Genomic DNA, 20,408 nt, shown 5'->3' with positions numbered 1-20,408 from the left:
TCACCACAAGCAGATATTATAAAAAGCAAAACGTAAAATGAACAAGAAGCGAGTGTTAATCAGCGTCTCCGACAAGACAAACCTTATAGATTTTGCCAGGTTTTTGGAAAGCCACGAATACGAACTCATCTCCACCGGCGGAACTTTTAAACATCTTAAAGATGCCGGCCTGAATCCGATTCAGATTGATGAAGTAACCGGTTTCCCCGAAATGCTGGACGGCCGTGTAAAAACGCTGCACCCAAAAGTGCACGGCGGATTATTGGCGGTGAGAAACAGCGAAGAGCACATGAAAACCGTACAGGAGCATGAAATCGGTTTGATTGACATGGTAATCGTGAATCTTTATCCGTTTTTTGAAAACGCCAATTCTGACATTTCCTTAGATGAAAAAGTGGAATTCATTGACATCGGCGGACCTTCCATGCTCCGTTCCGCGGCCAAAAACTTTACCTCAGTGACTGTCATTACACAGGTTGAGGACTACGAATTGATTCAAAATGAAATCGCTGAAACCGGCAACTCTAAACTTGAAACCCGTAAAAAGTTAGCCGGAAAAGTGTTCAATCTTACTTCTGCGTACGATGCGGCGATTTCAAAAATGCTTCTTGAGGAAGATTATCCACAGTATCTTAATGCTTCCTACCGGAAGGTTTCAGATTTGCGTTACGGCGAAAATCCGCATCAAACTGCAGCTTACTACGTTTCCACAACCGGCAGCGGCGCGATGAAAGATTTCAATATTCTGGGAGGAAAGGAATTGTCTTTCAATAATCTTCGCGACATGGATCTGTGCTGGAAGGTAGTAAACGAATTCACAGATGAAATGGCCTGTTGTGCCGTGAAACATTCCACGCCATGCGGTGTTGCGATCGGAACTTCAGCGCTTGAGACGTACACGAAGACTTTCGAATGTGATCCGGTTTCAATTTTCGGCGGAATCATCGGGATGAATTTCAAAGTAGATGCGACGACGGCTGAAGAACTAAACAAGACTTTCCTGGAAATCGTGATGGCACCGGATTTTGATGCTGACGCTTTGGAAATTTTAAAGAAGAAGAAAAATTTAAGAATCATCAAAATCAACCATCCCGTTTCAGATGCTCAAACTTGGGTGAAAGTGGATGGCGGAATTTTGGTTCAGGATAACGATAACCAGTTTTCAGAGGACATAAAAACGGTCACGAAAACGGCGCCAAGTGACGAACAGCAAAAAGCATTATTATTCGCACAACGTGTCGTTAAATACGTAAAATCTAATGCGATCGTAGTTTCCAACGGCAATCAGGCTCTGGGAATTGGCGGTGGTCAGGTGAACAGAATCTGGGCAACTCAGCAGGCGATCGAACGTGCAAAAGAAAAATTTTCGGGTGATCTGGTTTTAGCTTCTGATGCCTTTTTCCCATTCCGTGATGTTGTTAATTTCTGCGCGCAGCAGGGCATTAAAGCAATTATTCAGCCGGGTGGCAGCATGCGTGATGCTGATAGCATAGAGGCGGCCGATGAACACGGAATTCCCATGATGTTTACCGGAATGCGCCACTTTTTGCATTGAGTAAAAAAAACAACGGATTAGCACGTGCTTTTGGTTCTTTTTTGACGCTCAGATGCGCAAACTTTACCATAATCGCCACTAATTTGTACACTCAATTCACTAAATTTGAAACATTCAAATCATAAGCTATAAACAATGAGAATACTGATAGTAGGGAATGGCGGACGTGAATCTGCCATCGCGATGAAACTGAAAAACGACAAAAGGATTTCAAAGATGTACTTTGCAAAAGGTACGGTAACCACTGCCCAGCTCGGCCAAAATGTGTATGAGGACAGCGTAATGGGCCTGCGCGATTTTGCCATCAAGGAAAGAATTGACCTTACAATCGTAGGGCCTGAAGCACCGCTTGTCGATGGAATCGTAGACGAGTTCAAAAAGCACAACCTTGCTATTTTTGGACCGGAAAAACGTGCCGCCGAATTGGAAGGAAGTAAGGCATTTTCGAAGAAATTCATGCAGTCATACAATATCAAAACGGCCAACGCTGTGGTTTTTGATGCTTATCAGGATGCGATAGATTATGTGCGAAAAGAGAAATTCCCACTCGTTATCAAAGCCAGCGGACTTGCAGGCGGAAAAGGTGTCGTGATCGCTGAAAGCCTGGAAGAAGCGGAATCTACAATCCACAAATTCATGATCCAACGAATCTATGGTGATGCCGGCATTCAGTTGGTGATCGAGGAATATCTGAAAGGTTTTGAGGCCTCTGTGATTGCATTTTCGAACGGAACCAAGCTTTTCCCATGTATCGCGGCGAAAGATTATAAGAAAGCCGGTAACGGTGACAAAGGGCCGAACACAGGCGGTATGGGCAGCGTGGCGCCAAGCCCGGAGTTCACGGCAGAGCATTTCCGCGATTTTGAGGAAAACATCATGAATCCTACCCTCAGCGGACTCAACAAACAGAACATACACTTCAAAGGTTTCATTTTCTTCGGCCTGATGGTCACTGAAAAAGGTACTTTTCTGCTTGAATACAACATGAGAATGGGCGATCCGGAAACGCAGGTGATTCTGCCGCTTCTGGAAAATGAACTTTTCGATGTCATTACAGACTGTATCGAGGGAAAAGAAGTGGAACTTCGTTTTAAAAATGAAAAAGCAGTTTGCCTCGTGATGTGTTCGGGCGGTTATCCGCGCAAAATCGAGACCGGATATGAGATCCGTAATCTGGAGAAAGTGAAACACAGCGATGTGCTTTTCGCCGGCGCACGGCAGGTGGGCGACCGGATCCTGACTTCGGGTGGACGGGTGCTCAGCGTAGTGGCAACAGGCGAAAGCTACGAAGACGCACGCAAAAAAGTCTATGAAGACGCGAAGAGCATCAGTTTTGACTACGAGTTTTACCGTGAAGACATTGGCAAATTTTAAACAGAAAAGCGTGAACTCTCACGCTTTTTTTTTTAGGAGCTTTTTCCCGCTTTCCATTGCAATCTTTTTTGGCGGCTTCGGTTGCCTAAGCCGCCAAAAAAGGATTTCCATTGCAATCGGGGCTAGGGAAGAGAGGCAAAAACTACACATTTACAATAAAAAAAAGGCACATTCATCAGTTAATAATTTTTCAAAAACAATTAAATAAAATATGCAGCACGGCATCATCATCCTCGATTTCGGATCGCAGTACAACCAGCTTATCGCGCGGCGCATCCGCGAGCTCGGCGTTTATTCCGAAGTTTTGCCATTCGATACACCACTCGAAGAGATTCTCGAGCGGAAGCCTACCGGAATCATTCTTTCCGGCGGACCAAGCTCCGTGAATGTGGAAAACGCAAGGCTTGTCGAGAGAAGTTTATTCGAACAGGAAATACCTGTTTTAGGAATCTGTTATGGCATGCAGCTTTTGACCCACATGCTGGGCGGAAAAGTAAAGAAAGGCGACAAAGGCGAATACGGTAAAGCAACCCTCGAAATTATCAAATCAAGTGCCTTGCTTTCGGGCGTGGGCCGTTTTTCAACCGTTTGGATGAGCCATTTTGATGAGGTACAGGAAGTTCCGGCAGGTTTCGCGATCAATGCACAGACAGATGTGATCTCATCGGTTTCCGATGAAAAGAAAAAGATCTACGGCGTACAGTTTCATCCTGAGGTTTCACACACCGAGGAAGGTGCACGCATGATCGAAAATTTCGTCTTCGGGATTTGTAAAGCCCCGAAAAACTGGAAACTCACGAACTATATTGACAAAACGGTTGCTGAAATCAAAGAAAAAGTGGGCGACCAAAAGGTAATCCTTGGACTTTCCGGCGGCGTGGATTCTTCAGTTGCAGCGGTACTTATTCACAAAGCAATTGGCGATCAGCTTCAGTGCATCTTCGTGGACACGGGTCTTTTGAGAAAGGATGAAGCGGAAAAAGTGATGACAAATTATGGCGAACATTTCCAGCTAAAGATAAAACTTATCGATGCAAAAAGCCGGTTCATGTCAAAGCTCAAAGGAGTCGCAGATCCGGAGGAAAAACGTAAAATCATTGGAAATGAGTTCGTAGCGGTCTTCGATGAAGAATCACATAAAATTGAAGGCGCAAAATTTCTCGCACAGGGAACCATTTATCCCGATGTCATCGAAAGCCAGTCTGTAAAAGGACCTTCTGCGGTTATAAAATCACATCACAATGTGGGCGGACTGCCGGAAGAAATGGATTTTAAACTGCTGGAACCGCTTCGCGAACTATTCAAAGATGAAGTGAGGAAAGTAGGTGAGGAACTTGGAATCCCGCACCATCTTGTGCATCGCCATCCGTTCCCCGGTCCGGGGCTGGGCATTCGGATTTTGGGCGAAGTTTCTGAGGAAAAAGTAGAGATACTGCAGCAAGCAGATGATATCTTCATTGAGGAATTGTATAAAAACAAGCTCTATGAGCAGGTTTCGCAGGCTTTTGTTGTTTTGCTTCCTGTGAAATCCGTAGGGGTCATGGGCGATGAAAGGACTTACGAGTATACCGCCGTTGTCCGCTCCGCAAATACCACCGATTTCATGACGGCGACTTTCAGCAAGTTCCCATGGGAATTTCTGGAAAAGGTGTCGAACCGAATAATCAATGAAGTTCGCGGTATCAACCGTGTGACTTACGATATTTCAAGCAAACCGCCTGCTACTATTGAGTGGGAATAACAAGATAATGCCTCTTCGGAGGCATTTTTTATTCTGTACTAATCCCAAATTTCTGCATCCTTATTTCAGAGTAGGGCTTTTCAAATTTCAGTGTATCGGGATATTGAAAATGTTGCTTGGTATTTTCAGCAAAATTAAAACGCAGCATAAAAGGAACCTTTTCGTAAGTGTTTCCGAGTAAAACCATGGTTGAGTCCTTCGCCCAATACGCCTCTTCAATCCTGAAAGAAGGTCCGAAAAATGCGATCTGTTTCGCGGTTTTTGTCTTTAAATCTACCAAGACCACCTGTTGGTCGGCTTCAAAGCTGGCACTACCGTCTTTAGCTAAAATCCAATGGTAACTGTCGAAATCCATGTATGCGGTTTTGCCTGGATTAAATACAAGGAAAGGTTTATAAATTTCATTGAAGCCTTTCTGATTCAGCACAATAACATTGCTCGGACTGTACGTTATTGCACTGGTTTCGGTGAGTCTGAACTTATCTTTGGTGAACTCCGGATTGTCTACCTGATAGTAACTCAGCCATTGAATGAGCGCAGAATCCAGCGGTTTTTCGGCCGGTTGCCTGGTCGGAATTGTCTCTGCCACGCTGTTTTCCAGCCCTTTTTCTTTCTTGTCGGTACAGGCAAAAAGAATGAAAAACAGAAATGCGGAAAAGACTCGGTTCATCTGTTAAAATTACAAAATATTTAATCCTGCCAAAAAACATATCTTTGCCGAATGGAAAAACTCACGTTCGCGGACTTTGATCTACATGAAAAAATCCTTGATGTATTAGCCGATTCTGAACTTTTTGAGCCGACGCCTATTCAGGAAAAATCGCTGAAGCCTATACTTTCAGGCCGCGACGTGATGGGAATCGCACAGACGGGAACAGGTAAAACACTTGCCTATTTGCTGCCGGTGCTCAAGATGTGGAAGTACAGCAAGAGCGGAAATCCTACGGTGCTTATTCTGGTTCCGACACGCGAATTGGTAGTGCAGGTCACAGATGTGGTGAAAAATCTAACGCAAAATCTTACGGCACGCGTGCTGGGAATTTACGGCGGTGTGAACATCAATACTCAGAAACTGCTTTTCAACGAAGGTTGTGATATTCTTGTTGGAACTCCCGGACGAATCATGGACTTAGCGATTGACAATGCGATTTCATTAAAAGAGGTGCAGAAATTAGTGGTGGATGAGTTTGATGAAATGCTGAACTTAGGTTTTAAGATGCAGCTCACTACCATTTTCACGATGATGAGGGAAAAGCGGCAGAACATTCTGTTTTCAGCAACGATGACAGAAGCTGTAGATGCTGTCTTGGATGAATATTTTGCCTCACCTATTGAAATTTCGTTAGCCAAGTCAGGTACGCCGCTTGATAAGATTGAGCAAATTGGGTTTAAAGTCCAGAATTTTAACACAAAGATTAATTTGCTTGAATTTTTGCTGAAATCGGATGATGAAATGTCTAAAGTTCTGGTTTTCTGTAACAATAAGAAGAACGCGGATTATCTTTTCACCAAAGTTGATGAAATGTTCCCGGGCGAATTTGATGTAATTCATTCAAACAAATCCCAGAATTACCGTCTCAATGCGATGCGAAATTTTGAGGATCAGCAGCTGCGCGGATTGATTACTACCGATATCATGGCGCGTGGTCTCGATATTTCAGATATTACCCACGTTGTCAATTTTGAAATCCCTGAAGTTCCAGAACAGTATATTCACCGCATCGGACGTACCGGCCGTGCGGACAAGGACGGAAAAGCGCTTTCGTTTTTTACAGAAAAAGAGGAAATCAATTTACTTGAAATAGAGGTTTTGATGGATAAATCCCTGGCCTTGCAGGATTTTCCGGCTGACGTAAAAATAAATCCCGTAAAGATCGCATCTGAAAAAGATGAGGTGATTATGAAAAACGCGCATACCGTGAAACTCGAAGAGGGCGGTGGTGCATTTCATGAGAAAAAAGACAAAAACAAAAAAGTCAACTGGGGTGGACCCACAAAACGGAACCCACCAAAAACCAAACCCGGTAACCGTGCCCAGGCTAAGGCAAAATCAAAGGCGAAACGAAAAAAGTAGTCTCAAAATTTTTTTGCTATTTCCAGAATTGGTCGTCGTACTCGGGCTCTTTCAGAACAGGATGCGGCAGCTCCAACAGCTCCCGAAGTTGCTTGTCTGTGGCTTGTCTCTCAATTTCCGGAAAAATCTGGCGTTCCTCCTTCCGGATGTGAACTTCCAGTAAATCCCTGAAACCCTGTATTTCTGCGATATCGCTGAATCCGCGTGCTACCATCTCACGCATTATGTTATGTTCCGTCAGTGCTTCTGAAATCAGCGGATGTTTTTCACCTAAAATATTGAAGATTGTTTCCTCTTCCTCGGCAAAATGCGGCGCCAGATTGTGATTAAAAAAAATAGAAATGTACCGCTCCATTCGGTCTGCACCGATGTTTTTTACAATTCCCTGTTTCAGTTTCCAGCATAGCAGAAGTCCAAAATGGTGATCACGGCTGAGTTGCACCAGTGCTTCATGTCTTTTCATAATTTTCTATTTGATGTGCGGAGCCATCTGTGTGGCCCATATTTTATAACCTTCAGGCGTAAGATGCAGCTGGTCATCCAGGAAAAGTTCCTTTCGTGCTTCCCCGTTACTATTGGTCATTGGTTTCACAATATCGATATAAGCCGCGTTTGGTTTAAGCTCCATAAATTTACGAATCATCTTGTTCGTAGCGGTGAATTTAGGCCACAAATGTTTTCGGCTTGGTGAAAGCTTGATTGAAATGTACGAAACAGGGACATTCGGATGGTATCTTCGCACTTCAGCGTAGAAATGCTTAAAGCGGTTAAAGACTTCGCGAGGTTTTAGATTTTCATTTGCAGCAAAATCATTTTCGCCGCAATAAATAATGATTTGCCTGGGATTATAGGGTTGAAGAAGTTCTTTCGAATAAAAATTCAGATCGAAAAGACTTGACCCTCCGAAACCACGATTGATAAATGTCTTTCCCGGAAAATAATCAGCCACATCTTTCCACATTGTAAATGAAGAGCTGCCGACCAAAAGTATCGCATCCTCCGGCGCGCGCATTTCTCTGTCGGCCTTCTTAAAGTTTTCAATGTCTTCCCAAAAAGCTGCTTTCGTCTGTGAAAAAAGTGACTGCGAAAGTATGAGAAAGGTAAGTATAGTGAATAGTTTCTTCATTTTATTTGCTTTAAAACTTAAATTTAAGCAAAAAAAATCCCCGGAATTGTACACCGGGGATTAAAAAAAAGATATTTCACCTTACTGACTTGTCTGTGCCGTTACGTAGATGCGCGCCATATCATTGTTTATATTGTCACAATTGCTGCTGTTTCCACCATAAACAATTTGCGTATATCCAGATGTAACTATCGGCAGATTTCTTCCGTAAACTTCCACATTGTGTGTGCCGACAGGAAGATCATTAAAGATACCGGCAAGATTAAACTTTCGCCAGCTGCAGACGTAGGTAGTGCTCGTTGTATAATATTTGCTCGCTAGTTTTAGTTGTCCGTTAACGAAGATCCCAATTGCAAACTGAAACTTTTGGTCGGTTGTTAAGCTGTTATTTACCTGCACCATACCTTCTGTGATTACATAGTTGGTATTGGTCGCTTTGGTGATTGTCACGGTGGTACCTGCATTCAGTTTGGTCCAGCCTGTTGTGGAATCATTTAAATTGAACAACGGAACCGTAGTCGGGAAGGTACTGACAGCCGTACTGGCTGTAGAATTTCCGTTAAAATTTTCAGTTTGCTTAATGATTGCCAAACCATCACTTACCGCGAAATTGCGGTTCCATTTTCCTGCAGCCCAAAAATTTAATTGCCCGGTATTGGTATTTTGAACCAATAAACCTCTCACAGGACTCGGAATCGTACTGTTATCTGTACTGCCTGTAAGTGCAACCTGCGGCAATAAAATGCCGTGACGGTCATCCTTAATATCGAGCACCGCACTGGAATGTGGCGTAGTGCCCAGCGCAGGATTGGTAGTGATGAGAACCTGCGCATTATATCCGGTAATCATGGCAGCGATAAATAAAGTGGTAATTGTTGCTTTCATGATTAAAAAACATAAGGTTGGTTAACGAAAATCGTACTGCTGATGGCCGATTCGAAAGCACTAATGGTATTGCATGACGACGATGTATTTGGCGCGCCGTAAGTAACAGTGAGACCACTTATCGCAGGCGCTTCGATATTACGGATTGCAAATTTCACCGTGTGGTTTCCTACAGTAAGATTGTTCGCCACGCCATAAATCATAAACTGCCGGAACGCACATGAGGAGGCAAAGTCGAGGAACATCGGTTTCACATCGATCAGTTTGTCATCCACAAAAAAGCCGATGGTAGAAGTAATACCACCAGTAGCTGAACTTCCGTTATTGGCTTGGTACATACCGTTGATGTTCATCAGCACCTGATTTTGCGCGCGGTCCACTACGATGTTTTTAGTAATCGATGATATTACAGTCCATTGAGATGTATTGATCGTCTCACCATATGCATGCGCACTGTAACCTAAAAACTGTGAACTTGTGAAAGTATATCCGGTGCTGGATGTTGCTGAGTAATATTTAACCTGATTGAGCAAATTGGCCTGATTAAGGTCTGAAAAGAAGTAATCCCACCGGCTCCCGTTCCAGAAATAATATCCTTCATTGCCGGAATCACTTGTGTTGGTATTATAAATTATCAGGGATTCCTTAGGATTCGAAACGGATGTAACATCGGTTTTGCTTAAAAGCGCAACCTTCGGAAAGCTTACTCCTTTATTGTTTGCGCTGATATCCAGCGCGGCAGAAGCATGTGGCGTGCGTGTGTTAATTCCCACCTGCGCGGACAGTAGTGTGCACCCGAATGCCAGGAGTGAAATGAATAAATTTTTCATAATTTGTGTGTGTTTAAGGTCTTTCTGAAATTTGAATGCTCATCAGCGATTTATCCATCAGCGGACTAAGGTTGCTGCAGGATGCATGCTTAGCACCAAAAGTGATGCTTTGAGTACTGATCTCGGTAACACGTAAAGTCTCCCGAAGTTCAATAAGGTGGTTTCCTGTGGATAAATTGCTCACATTGAAATAGACATTGAAGTCATTGTACAGGCATGATTGCTTTCCCGTGATCATGAAATTACGCACGCCGCTTAGTTTAGAATCAACGAAAAGGGCGACAGAGTAGGACATGAAAGTGTTTTCATAAGCAGCAGAATTTATCTGTGCGATACCGCTTCCGGAAATTGAAACTGTATTCTGCCCGGAATAGAGCGATATTGTTTTGCTGAGCCCCGGGATCAGCTGCCAGTCGTGCGCTGACGGGCTTTCACCCATCGTGTAAGAAACGCCGGTTATCGGTGAACTGTCGTTCACACCTCCGGTGGAAATCGCGCTCTCCGATCTTACGATCCCCAGGTATTTAAAAATATTTGTAGTATCGAGAATCGGGTTCCATTTGTTGTTTTGCCAATAGTAGAAACCTTTACCGGTCATGGTATTCGTGTTGTAAACCAGCAGAGACGAGGCCGGAGAAGAGACCGGAGCCGCGTTGTTCAGATTGGGAATAGAAATATTTGGTAGTAATACTCCTTTGTTGGTTGCAGCAATTTTTAGTACCTCAGAGTTGTCAAACGTAGTGACATTGTTGCCTATGCCGACCTGCGCATGGCATAGCGCAACTTTTACCAGGAACCCCAGTAGTAGATTTTTTTTCATCAGTCGTGTTTTGTGTTAGAGCAAATATACGACTAAATATGAAAGCGCAAACTAGGTCAATTCACCTTAATAAAAGAGTGAATACACCCTTCAATATTAATGTTAAAAAGTACCGGGCAGTAGATTTTAAAAAAAAACGCTACCGAGTTCTCAGTAGCGTTATCAGATAAGTCCTTTTGAAGACTTATTTAGTATCTGTAATACTCAGGTTTGAAAGGTCCTTCAACCTCTACGCCAATGTATTTTGCCTGCGCTGGCGTGAGAACTTCAAGCTCTACGCCTAGCTTCTTCAGGTGAAGTGCTGCAACCTTCTCGTCAAGATGCTTCGGAAGAGTGTACACTTCGTTTTTATAAGCAGACGCGTTCGTCCAAAGTTCGATCTGTGCTAACGTTTGGTTGCTGAATGAGTTGCTCATTACGAAGCTTGGGTGACCTGTTGCACAGCCAAGGTTTACAAGCCGTCCTTCTGCCAGAATGATGATTTCTTTGCCATCGATATTGTAAACATCAACCTGGGGCTTTACCTCATATTTGGTATCACCATAGTTTTCATTCAGCCAGGCCATATCAATCTCATTATCGAAGTGACCGATATTACACACGATGGTCTTATCTTTCATCTTCTTGAAGTGCGCACCTTGTACGATATTGAAGTTTCCGGTCGTTGTAATGATCATATCTGCTGTTTCTACCACAGTATCAAGTCTTTTTACTTCAAAGCCTTCCATAGCTGCCTGAAGTGCACAGATCGGATCAACTTCGGTTACGGTAACGATTGAGCCCGCTCCGCGGAACGAAGCTGCCGTACCTTTACCTACATCGCCGTAGCCGCAAACTACCACACGCTTACCTGCCAGCATTACGTCCGTCGCACGGCGTATTGCATCTACCGCAGATTCTCTACAGCCGTATTTATTGTCGAACTTAGATTTCGTTACAGAGTCATTTACATTGATCGCCGGCATCACCAAAGTACCGTTCGCCATTCTTTCGTAAAGTCTGTGAACACCTGTAGTAGTCTCTTCAGAAAGTCCTTTGATGTCTTTTGTAAGTTCAGGATATTTGTCAAAAACCATATTGGTAAGGTCGCCGCCATCATCCAAAATGAGATTTAACGGTTTTCTGTCTTCACCGAAAAATATGGTTTGTTCGATGCACCATTCAAACTCTTCTTCATTCATTCCTTTCCAAGCGTAAACCGGAATTCCTGCGGCCGCAATTGCAGCAGCTGCATGATCCTGTGTAGAGAAAATATTGCATGAAGACCAGGTAACGTCAGCTCCGAGTGCAACCAATGTCTCGATAAGTACAGCCGTCTGAATAGTCATGTGAAGGCAGCCCGCGATACGTGCGCCTTTCAAAGGCTGCGAAGGACCGTATTCTTCACGGATAGCCATCAGTCCGGGCATTTCTGCTTCTGCAAGCATTATTTCCTTACGTCCCCATTCTGCGAGGGAAATGTCTTTTACTTTATAAGGTAAATATTGTGTTTGTGTGCTCATCTAAATAAAAAATTTTTGCAAATGTACGAAATTCTGCTTGTTTAAATTCAGCTCAGGATCAGGCGAAATAGGAGTTATATCCGGCTGCTACTTACGAATTGTCCATTTTTTCTGTTCTAAATAATTGCTAAATTTGGCAATAATCAATTACACATGCCTCTTTACCGAGATTTCTCCGATCATAATGCGACTATTTTACTCTGGAAATATGATGAACCGGAGGAGCTGGATGCAGAAAAACTTTTGGAAGAGGAGAATTTCGAGAAAGTAAAAGATTACCACCCGGTGAAGTTGAAAGAAATTTTACTCGTACGCAAAATCCTGCAAACTGTTCTTCCCGGCTATAAAATTCTATATGACGGCCGCATACCTTATCTTGAACCGCGCCATTTCGAAATTTCCATCACTCACTCGTTTCCATATGCTGCACTTGCGATTGCCAAAGAGAATATCGGGATCGATATTGAACCATTTAATGATAAAATTGCACGCATACAGCACAAGTTTTTAAATGAAAATGAAAGTAAATTCATCGAAAAGGGACGGGAAGTGCCTTACCTTACGGTGATCTGGTCAGTAAAAGAAAGTCTCTACAAGATCCACCATTCCAAATATTGGTCGCTGAAGAAACATTATGAAGTAAAGCCTTTCAGGCTAGATTTTCCATACAATATCCTGTGCCGCGTGCATGACGAAAACGTATCAGACCTTTTCAAAGCGCGTGTAGAATTCTTTGAAAATTACTGCTTTACAATTGTTGACTGAACGTCCGGATCCAGGTGCTCCGCTACTTTTCGCTGTTCCCGTGCTACCTCATAGATGAGTTCCAGCACTTCCTGCAGGTTACGAAGTTCCGTCAGATGGGTAATCCTGTTCGGATCACGACGGTCTGTGATATCGTAATCGCGGATTTCTTTTTTACGTTTCTCAAGCAGTTTTTGTACGGAATCTCCCGGCTGCAGACGGCTTTCACTTATTATTTCATCTTTAAGTTCTTTCTTAGCTAAAATAAGTGTGGTTCGCAGCAATTCAGCGGAAATTTTAGTCATCCAGCTGCGGAAATCGATTTCGGGATACTCACGGCCGCTTTTCGAATACTGCGAAAGCGAGGCAATATAAGCCGTAAGCAATTGTGCGGTATTCACGAACTGGTGAATATGCTCCATCTTTTTCTGTTGGTTTTTCGGATCCGAAAGCATTCGCTGAAAACTGTCAGAAAGGTTCGCAAGGTCAATTACGGCATTCTTCCGGCTAAGTTTGTAATCCTCAACACCAATTTTTTTATTCATCAGCACATCCATCACAGAGCGGAAATATCGGAGATTACTTTTTGCTGATTTTTTCATCAAGCCGAGATTCTGCGTGTGTTCCCAAACAGGGAAGACAAAATAGGAAACCGCAAAAGCCACGATTCCGGCGATCGCCGTATCTGTAATGCGGTCTTTAAATAATAGATTAATATTCCCCGGATTCAGAAAATTAAAAGTGAGGAATATGTAGATCGTCATGAACAGTACAGCCCAGAAATACTGTGCTTTTAAAAAGCTGAAACACAGGATCATGCTCAGCATAAGCACGGCAAATAAAATTGAACTGTTATCAACTAAATGCAGCAGTCCGTACGCTGCAAACGCGCCTACTACTGTACCATAAAGCCGCAGAAGATTACGGTGTTTGGTGGTGGAATATGCGGGTCTCATGATCGCCAAAATGGTTATGAGCACCCAATATGAGCGTCCAATCCCGAGAAAACTGATACTTGAAATAAAATACCCCAAAAGCAGTGCGATCGTGACCCGCAGAGCATGCCGAAAATGCGAAGATTTAAGCGAAATATTTCCCACTAAAAGTTTTAGGTTGATTTTTTCCTCATCCGGGACAAATTTATTCAAATCAAGGCCTGTGGAAAGGCTTTTCGCAAGTTTTTGGTTTTGTGTAAAGACCCTGTACATCGTGCTGATATCTTCTGAAACGCCCGTAATCCGTACCAAGATCAGTCTCAGAATCATGAAGTTTTCTAAAGTAGACGCGTTCAGTTTTCTGTTTCTAAGGTCGAAATATTGATCATAAATGCGGTCAAGTTCTGTATCCAAATTGGTGACAGGACGCGCTTTCGTGCCGCTCTGTAAAGCAATTCCGATATTTTCCAGCTCATCTGCGAGCCCCGATAGATACGCACTTAGAGATTCCAGAAATCCGCTGTCATCAAAACTGTCATGAATCTTTCGGTAGTCACTTTCTGAAGTCATCAGTTTTTCGTGCAGATCGATGGAATTCAGGAACATAAGCATCAAAAGACGGCTCGTGGTGGTAGATTCATTGACGATCTTCCGTGTTTTAAAAACCGTTTCTCGGGTATCTTCCTGCAGGTTTTTTATTTTAACCTGTTGGGCGATTACCTGAAGATTCAGATCATCATAATCAGGGTTTTTGGCGTAATATTTTGACTTAATTTTTAAATAGTTCCCGAGTTCCACGTAGTTTTCACCAATCATCTGGCTGGCGAGTTTGTAAGGTTGGATTTTCGAAACTATCAGAAATACAATTAGATAGCAAATTCCACCGGCTAAAAATGTCAGCGAACTCTTTATCACTCCGCTATCACTGAGATGGCCGTCTGCAAAAATGGCGAGGACGACCAGTGAGAGTGAGCCGATTGCCGCGAAACGCTGACCGTAAACGCCGATCATTGAGAAAAACAAACCGAAAAGGAGCAGCTCCAGATAAACCAAAGGCGTAATACCCTGCAGTAAACTGGCGATCACGGCAACCACCGAAAATATACCGATTGCCATGATGAGAGCATTTCGGCGGCGGATGAAGGGTCCGGGTTGGTCTGTAAGACCTACAAAACTGGTTGCGAGCGGAAACAGGAAATATTCCTGCAGTAAACCGAAGTGCGCTAAAATGATACTTGGAACCACAATCGCCAGCGTAATCCGAACCGCAGAGTAAATATACTGGCTGGAGGCGAATTTTTTCAGTTCTGTGGCGTAATTCATTGTGCTAATTTAAGGGTATTTTACCATATAAAGCCCCATTAGAAGGTGCTTGGATTGGGAATAAAGCTGGTTTCAAAAAAACCTGGCGCTGCAATTTTTGTGCTAATGTTTGAGGATTTATGATGTGCTGTTCGTAAATGTATCTGTGTTTCGAAATCTATTTTCAACTTTGAAGATATATTTAATAAAAAAGCGGCCCCATTTACGGAGCCGCTGTATTTAAATAAAACACTGATTAACTTAATAATCGCTGTTTGAAGATTCTTCGCCGATGTTCCAGGTCAGACCGAAACGCAGGGTATTATCCAATGCTGAATTTACTTTAGAAGTATTGATGAGGTAAGACATATCAAGTCCGAATGACTGATACTTCAAACCTACACCCACGGTTGCAAACTGACGTGCTCCCTGCTCTTCGCTTTCATGGAAGTAACCACCACGCACGGCGAAAGCATTGTCGTATTCATATTCTACCGCACCACTGAACATTGTGCTTTTCTCATTGTTGAATGATTTTCCGATACCTTCAATCACGCCTACATTTGGTACCACGCCATTTTCAGGTCCCGGAACAAGAAGTTTTGAGGCTTCGAAACTTAAACCTACACGGCTCAGATCATCCACGAAAAGATCGTAACCCGCACCCAGTCTCGCCATGGTAGGAAGATATGATCTGGACGCTTCGTCACCCGTATAGTCGAGTCGGGGACCAAGGTTTTGGATTGAGAAACCTGCACGCGCACGACCTTCAAAATCGTTGATGCTGGTATGTTTTTCAGACTGGAAATATCCGGAAACATCTACCGCGAAGCTGTTCGCCGGCTTCAGTGTGTTGTCGGAACCAAGTCCGCCGCCCAAATCTGAACGGATGAAACGGCCGGTAACTGCCATCGAGTAATAATCTGAAAGCTTCAGACCATACGCCACGTCAATTGAAAACTCATTGGGCTTTGAAATACCTGCAGATTCCGGAACATTGCCACGAAGTTCGGTAAGTGCAACTTCACCCATGTTGAAGTAATAAAGACTCGCAGAGATGGTAGACCGTTCTTCCTCACCTAAAAACTGGTGATAAGCACCGTACAGAAGGAAAACATCATTTGTCAGTTTACCCATGTACGGCGTATAGTTTATACCTACGGCAGCTGTGGTTTTGCTGAACGGATATTTTGCCGCGTTCCAAAACTGGGAAAAAGCGTCAGTGGTTGTAGCTACCCCCTGGTCACCCATACCGCCAGAGCGTGCATCTGGTGAAATTCTGAGAAATGGTGCACCCGTAAGAACAATATTGCTTTGTGAATAAGCCATCATGCTCATGCCCAGACCCAAACCTAAAAATAGTTTTTTACCTAATGTCATAAAGTTTTTTTTATCGTTTAATATTCTATTTCAATAATACCATTTTTTCTACTGCAGTTGCGCTTCCTTTGCATTTATCCTGATTTTGGCTGCGTGCAAATATCTTAAAAATGTATGTCCCTTTACCTACTGCATCGCCGAAATCATCCAGTCCGTCCCATCCGATCGCGGTGCGCGGCGTGCGGTAACCCTGGAAAAACGGTTCTGCCGTCACTGTGCTGCTGATGGTTTTCACCAGTTTACCGGTGATCGTATAGATCTGTACATTCACATCCAGCATATCATCACAGTTGTGTTCAAACTGAACATAAGTCTTGCTCGTAAAAGGATTTGGCCAGTTCAGAGGCTTGTTTATTATCAAATTCTGATTCACCTCGTCTTTTACTACAAAATTTAACGTCCCTGTAGTAGAATTATTGTTGATATCCCAAACTTTGAACTGTAACTGATGCGGACCCGGCGCAAGATTACGGAACGGATAGCTTACATTGCCCTTTTGGTAATCTTTTAATGTTGGGTTTGTACAGCCGTTTCCGTCACCTGAGAAGTAAAAATCATTCAGTACGACTGTATCTATAATCTTTCCGTCCAAAATCACAGTAATGTCATGCCCGATACCGGAACCAGTAGAATTGACGCCTTTATCGTCTGTGACGCATGCAAGCAACATCGGATTCTGGTCTGTAATACCACCATCAGCAAAATTGGTGTTATTCATGAAAAGCTGAATCTTCGGCGCTTCAGTATCATTGATGCCATCCGGATTGATTCCGCCTACTTTTTGAACCTGATTATTAAAGACATCTAATTTCTTATTGTCCGCATAAACCAGGATTCGGCCGTCACCGTTTTCATAATTAATGTCCTTTGGAACATAAAATTCAACCGTAAACTCACCGTTTACAGCCAAACCGGATGACTTCACGATCGGTCCACTTTCTTCCGTATAGTTTAACGGAGGATTCATCTTCGGCATGTTATCGTTGTTTAAGGTCTTTTTGTTGATTCTTTTATCAAATATATTGATTGCAACGCGACCATTAAAACTTGTATCAATACCGCCTCCGGCCTTGCTTATGTGACCTTTAACTTTCACAAAATCCAATGCACGCAACTGTCCGGGGACCGGTGATTCTACTTCATCGATTACAAGCAGCCTTTTAGGTCTGCTGAGTTTGGTAGCCGGGTCGCCAAGAAGATTTACGCGCAGATGATCTTCATTTGGGCCTTTTTCAAATTTAGCCTTTAAAAATGCATCACCCAGATTAATAAAATCGTCGTTAACAAGCTCGAACATGTGCTTCGTGAAAATGGTAGTGAAACTTTCACCATAGCCAACGCCAATTGCTCGGCTGGAAGTAATCATGATCGCTGCACCACCTTGCTTCGATTTCATGACCTGCTCACCGGCAGAAAAGGTGGAAGGTTCGTCCCAAAGTGTGAATTCACATGTTATAGTAGATACCAAAGGAAACCTTGAATATACATTGTTCCAGTTGTTGAACTGTTGAATTTCATCAATTGAAAGTACACGTTCCTGTGCCCAACCGTTGATGCCGCCATGTCCGAAGTAGAACATATAAAGACTGTTGCCCATATCATTCGAGATGGCCTGATTGACTTGCGGATAACGCTGGCCACCTGCTGATGTTTGCGCCTGGAATGCATCCAGATAAAGTTTGCGGATGTTGTATTCGGGAATTTTATTTACATAATTGGTAACCACCGGCGGCCCGCTTGGCGTATTTACGGTGATAGATCCGGTCTCCATGCTTGCTTTGAGGATTGCGTCATTCATCGTGTTGTGGAACGGAACTACATTATCTGCATCATCATCCACTACAAAATCGAGTTTCATGCGCCACTCGCCAAACGGTGTAGATTGTCCTGGTAGTGCGTTATTGTACGCAAGTGCTTTGTCAATGAGGAGTTTAGCTTCAGCAACATTCGCGGCCGGTAATCTGCCGACCGGAAAATCGGGTAAAATATTCGCAAGAGAAACTGTGCCGGCAGCCTGCGGTTTCGTCATCGCGAAATAGTCATCCGTTACGTAAGACTGTTCGTAGTTATTACTTCTCTCACTTTGATAGGACGGAATAATATCAGACCCGGGATTATTTTTGCCTTTGAAATCATAGGAAGTATCACCGAGTATGAACATATATCTTAGGTTACCTTTTGATTTTAATTGAGTCGCAAAATCGCGAATCGCGGTGATATCTTTTCCGCCACTGCTGAATTCGTTGTAGATTTTGTTTACATCTACCACCGCCACGTTGTATTTGTCCTGATAGTAGTTGGCCAGCCGCTGGGCCTGCCCCATCATCTCCGGCACGGTGATCATCAGGTAATCAATATTTTGCAGTGCCGCCAAATCCTGATTTTCAATTCTTCCAACAAATGCCGGTGCAAAGGCATCTTCTGCCTTGAAAGCTACAAACTCATTCACGAACGTGTCGCTGTTCGCCAGGTAACCAAAGGTAAACAGCGTACTGCTGCCAGATTTATTGACTTTCCGTTTTGCGTTGGTAATATCCGAAACCTGCCAAACCTGTTCGATAGCTGAAGCATCCGCAATGCCGAATGTGTATCGTGTACCAGTGTTCTCCGCGATGGTGTAGCTTCGGAAATTGAACTGCGAATTGCGGTATTTCAAATCCTCTTTATACTGCACCTCAGCATAATCGAAGTAGAATTTTCCGTTGGGGTTGCTAGACACCGTAGGTTTGTACGTAAATGTGAGCTGCGTTCCCTCCAGGTTGGTCATTGTGCCCGCACTGCCGCCCTGAAGCGGGTAAAGGATCTCGACATAATCTTTCGCATCGGTTTGAATGGTGGTGGTGCTGCCAGGCTTGTTGTTCAGACTTATTTCAATTTTATTACCCGCAGACTGATAACCTACAACGCGCGTCCGGAATCTGATGACGTCTGAAGGTAAAATGGCTGATTTTGTGGTGAAAGTAATTGTCTTAAGGTCATTGAAAGCATCGCCAGTCCAGTTACGGCCCACCTTCATCAGGTTAAATTTTTCTTCATCAATGTACTGATACTCATCATAGCGCGTGATGACATCTATAGTTACCGATTGATCATCAGCCTGTACCCGTTTTCCCGGACCGATATCGAAATTGATAAAATAATAGGCGAAATCTTCGTAGATATTCTGCACATGCGCAGCTGTATCTAGCCGGGTTTCTGTTCGCCTGTTGCCCGTTCCGTTTCCGGCGCTCTGATAAATATTATAACCAATCGGTCCCTGGGCATAAAAAAGAGCAAAATCCTGATCGTTCCATGCGCCGTCATCTTCTCCTACGACCTGAATGGCATTTTCCTGCAGGGCTGCGTAGCGGGTATCCAGATTATGCTCAGGAAGCATTACACCTCCATTACCGTAGATTCTGAAATTTTTAGGATTGATAGAGGAAGGATTAATGCCATTATCCCGCAAAAACTGTGATGTGATCTTGAAAATTCCGGATTTATCGACTTTGATTTTATAGAAATTTCCTGATTTCAGCGGGTTCTCCGTGCTGCCTACCAGATTATTCCCCGGTGCCCGTCCCTGTGGATTTTTGGCAACAGAATTTACATCAAATGAAACCAGCCGGAAAAGGTTTCCTGACTCATTTTTTAGCAATGAGACCCGTATCAGGCCGTGTTGTTCACCAGTGTATGGGTTTGCGAACGTTCCTGTTTCTGCTTTTTCAGTGCCCGGAATGTTATTCGGATTGAGATCGTAAAGGTCTTTAGCGGAAACTTTTTCCCAGATCAGATTTGAAACCGTTCGACCGGTGTTCGCTGACTTTTCATTCACTCTAATAAACAGGCTTCCTTCTTCATAAGCCAAACCTTCATTTTTGATTGCGGGAATCGTAACCTGGCTCGTGCCATAATCGATAACTTCAGTGCCTGACCATTCAATTTTATAAGACTGCGCAGATGCAGAACCTATCATAAAAAAAAGAGAGAAGATAGTAAATATGCGTATCATTTGGTTTTAAGTTTCGCGGTTACAAATTAAACGAAAAATAATATAATATAATATGACGCAATAAAATTAAAATGTAGGCGTTTTGCAGGAAATCAATATCATTTAATTTGATTAATTAAATAATTTCTATTTTCTTTGTACCCTGAAAA

General features: G+C 43.3%; 15 protein-coding genes. 5 read left to right on the top strand and 10 right to left on the bottom strand.

Annotation, left to right across the window (positions count from 1 at the left end; genetic code table 11):
* Positions 1 to 37 precede the first annotated feature (37 nt).
* From purH to guaA, 3 genes are all read left to right on the top strand, one after another.
* Positions 38 to 1,555: a bifunctional phosphoribosylaminoimidazolecarboxamide formyltransferase/IMP cyclohydrolase gene (gene purH, locus QEP06_RS04635; protein WP_285269273.1), complete on the top strand. Its 1,518-nt coding sequence runs from the start codon at positions 38 to 40 to the stop codon at positions 1,553 to 1,555.
* Positions 1,556 to 1,690: 135 nt separating this feature from the next.
* Positions 1,691 to 2,929 (top strand): phosphoribosylamine--glycine ligase, encoded by a 1,239-nt coding sequence (purD, locus tag QEP06_RS04630; protein WP_285269272.1) that lies wholly within the window; start codon positions 1,691 to 1,693, stop codon positions 2,927 to 2,929.
* A 211-nt stretch (positions 2,930 to 3,140) separates the two neighbouring features.
* A complete protein-coding gene (guaA, locus tag QEP06_RS04625) occupies positions 3,141 to 4,670 on the top strand; it encodes a glutamine-hydrolyzing GMP synthase (protein WP_285269271.1) in 1,530 nt (509 codons plus the stop codon).
* A 28-nt stretch (positions 4,671 to 4,698) separates the two neighbouring features.
* On the opposite strand, the gene QEP06_RS04620 is transcribed toward guaA, so the two are convergent.
* A complete protein-coding gene (locus tag QEP06_RS04620; protein WP_285269270.1) occupies positions 4,699 to 5,340 on the bottom strand; it encodes a hypothetical protein in 642 nt (213 codons plus the stop codon).
* 51 nt (positions 5,341 to 5,391) lie between these two features.
* Here QEP06_RS04620 and QEP06_RS04615 point away from each other — a divergent pair, with 51 nt between their 5' ends.
* Positions 5,392 to 6,744, top strand: a complete 1,353-nt coding sequence (locus tag QEP06_RS04615; RefSeq protein WP_285269269.1) for a DEAD/DEAH box helicase — start codon at positions 5,392 to 5,394, stop codon at positions 6,742 to 6,744.
* Between the two features lie 16 nt (positions 6,745 to 6,760).
* Here the strand turns inward: QEP06_RS04615 and QEP06_RS04610 are convergent, their stop codons facing one another.
* The 6 genes from QEP06_RS04610 to ahcY form a co-directional block, all read right to left on the bottom strand.
* The gene (locus tag QEP06_RS04610; protein WP_285269268.1) at positions 6,761 to 7,207 is read right to left on the bottom strand and encodes a hemerythrin domain-containing protein; all 447 of its coding nucleotides are present in this window, start codon (positions 7,205 to 7,207) and stop codon (positions 6,761 to 6,763) included.
* 6 nt (positions 7,208 to 7,213) lie between these two features.
* Positions 7,214 to 7,870 (bottom strand): GDSL-type esterase/lipase family protein, encoded by a 657-nt coding sequence (locus QEP06_RS04605; RefSeq protein WP_285269267.1) that lies wholly within the window; start codon positions 7,868 to 7,870, stop codon positions 7,214 to 7,216.
* Between the two features lie 81 nt (positions 7,871 to 7,951).
* Positions 7,952 to 8,755 (bottom strand): hypothetical protein, encoded by an 804-nt coding sequence (locus tag QEP06_RS04600; RefSeq protein ID WP_285269266.1) that lies wholly within the window; start codon positions 8,753 to 8,755, stop codon positions 7,952 to 7,954.
* Positions 8,756 to 8,757: 2 nt separating this feature from the next.
* The gene (locus tag QEP06_RS04595; RefSeq protein WP_285269265.1) at positions 8,758 to 9,585 is read right to left on the bottom strand and encodes a hypothetical protein; all 828 of its coding nucleotides are present in this window, start codon (positions 9,583 to 9,585) and stop codon (positions 8,758 to 8,760) included.
* Between the two features lie 13 nt (positions 9,586 to 9,598).
* Positions 9,599 to 10,405: a hypothetical protein gene (locus QEP06_RS04590; protein WP_285269264.1), complete on the bottom strand. Its 807-nt coding sequence runs from the start codon at positions 10,403 to 10,405 to the stop codon at positions 9,599 to 9,601.
* Positions 10,406 to 10,593: 188 nt separating this feature from the next.
* Complete coding sequence (ahcY, locus tag QEP06_RS04585; RefSeq protein WP_285269263.1) at positions 10,594 to 11,907, bottom strand: adenosylhomocysteinase; 1,314 nt, start codon at positions 11,905 to 11,907, stop codon at positions 10,594 to 10,596.
* A 153-nt stretch (positions 11,908 to 12,060) separates the two neighbouring features.
* Between ahcY and QEP06_RS04580 the strand changes: the two genes are divergently transcribed.
* Entirely contained in the window at positions 12,061 to 12,672 is a 612-nt protein-coding gene (locus QEP06_RS04580) for a 4'-phosphopantetheinyl transferase family protein (RefSeq protein ID WP_285269262.1), read from the top strand.
* On the opposite strand, the gene QEP06_RS04575 is transcribed toward QEP06_RS04580, so the two are convergent.
* The 3 genes from QEP06_RS04575 to porU all read right to left on the bottom strand — a co-directional run bounded on the left by QEP06_RS04575 (position 12,648) and on the right by porU (position 20,259).
* A complete protein-coding gene (locus QEP06_RS04575; protein ID WP_285269261.1) occupies positions 12,648 to 14,909 on the bottom strand; it encodes an FUSC family protein in 2,262 nt (753 codons plus the stop codon). The two genes, QEP06_RS04580 and QEP06_RS04575, sit on opposite strands and share 25 nt — an antisense overlap.
* A 240-nt stretch (positions 14,910 to 15,149) precedes the next feature.
* The gene (gene porV, locus QEP06_RS04570) at positions 15,150 to 16,268 is read right to left on the bottom strand and encodes a type IX secretion system outer membrane channel protein PorV (RefSeq protein WP_285269260.1); all 1,119 of its coding nucleotides are present in this window, start codon (positions 16,266 to 16,268) and stop codon (positions 15,150 to 15,152) included.
* A gap of 25 nt (positions 16,269 to 16,293) precedes the next feature.
* Entirely contained in the window at positions 16,294 to 20,259 is a 3,966-nt protein-coding gene (gene porU, locus QEP06_RS04565; RefSeq protein WP_482183822.1) for a type IX secretion system sortase PorU, read from the bottom strand.
* Between the last annotated feature and the right edge of the window lie 149 nt (positions 20,260 to 20,408).

It is taken from the genome of Kaistella rhinocerotis (genome assembly GCF_030243905.1).
GTDB lineage: Bacteria > Bacteroidota > Bacteroidia > Flavobacteriales > Weeksellaceae > Kaistella > Kaistella rhinocerotis.
Note: the sequence above shows the minus strand (reverse complement) of the source record. Positions and strands in the feature narration are given on the sequence as shown.